The organism is Thermobrachium celere DSM 8682 (assembly GCF_000430995.1).
In the GTDB taxonomy this organism is placed as follows: domain Bacteria; phylum Bacillota; class Clostridia; order Clostridiales; family Caloramatoraceae; genus Thermobrachium; species Thermobrachium celere.
Map to the genome: position 1 here is coordinate 3,130 of NZ_HF952033.1, position 532 is coordinate 3,661.

At 35.0% G+C, this 532-nt stretch carries 1 pseudogene; it reads left to right on the forward strand.

What is annotated here, in order from left to right:
* Positions 1-99 precede the first annotated feature (99 nt).
* Positions 100-532 (forward strand): annotated as a pseudogene (hslV, locus tag TCEL_RS11475) (ATP-dependent protease subunit HslV); the annotation flags it as partial.

The window sequence follows — 532 nt, forward strand, 5'->3', positions numbered from 1 at the left end:
GTTGCATTATGTTTTTAGTATGTTATATTTATATTGCAGATGGGAAATAACAATTCAAAAATTAAAAATGTTTTAAGCTTTGTATTGGGGGTTATTTGTATGTTTAGAGCAACGACTATTGTTGCTGTTAAAAAGGGAAATTGTGTAGCAATTGCAGGTGATGGACAAGTAACTTTGGTGAAAGTACTATCATTAAATCAACTGCAAACAAAATAAGAAAGATTTATAACGATAAAGTATTAATTGGATTTGCAGGTTCTGTAGCAGATGCATTTTCACTGGCAGAGAAATTTGAAGATAAGCTAGTTGAGTTTAATGGAAACTTAAGAAAGGCAGCAGTAGAACTGGCTAATTTTTGGAGAAGCGATAAAGCCCTAAGAAAGTTAGAGGCTTTGATGATAGCAGCAGATAAAGAAACGCTCCTTATTATATCTGGTGGTGGAGAAGTTATAGAGCCTGATGATGGAATTGCTGCAGTTGGATCAGGTGGAATGTATGCTTTAGCTGCGGCAAGGGCATTGATGCATAATAC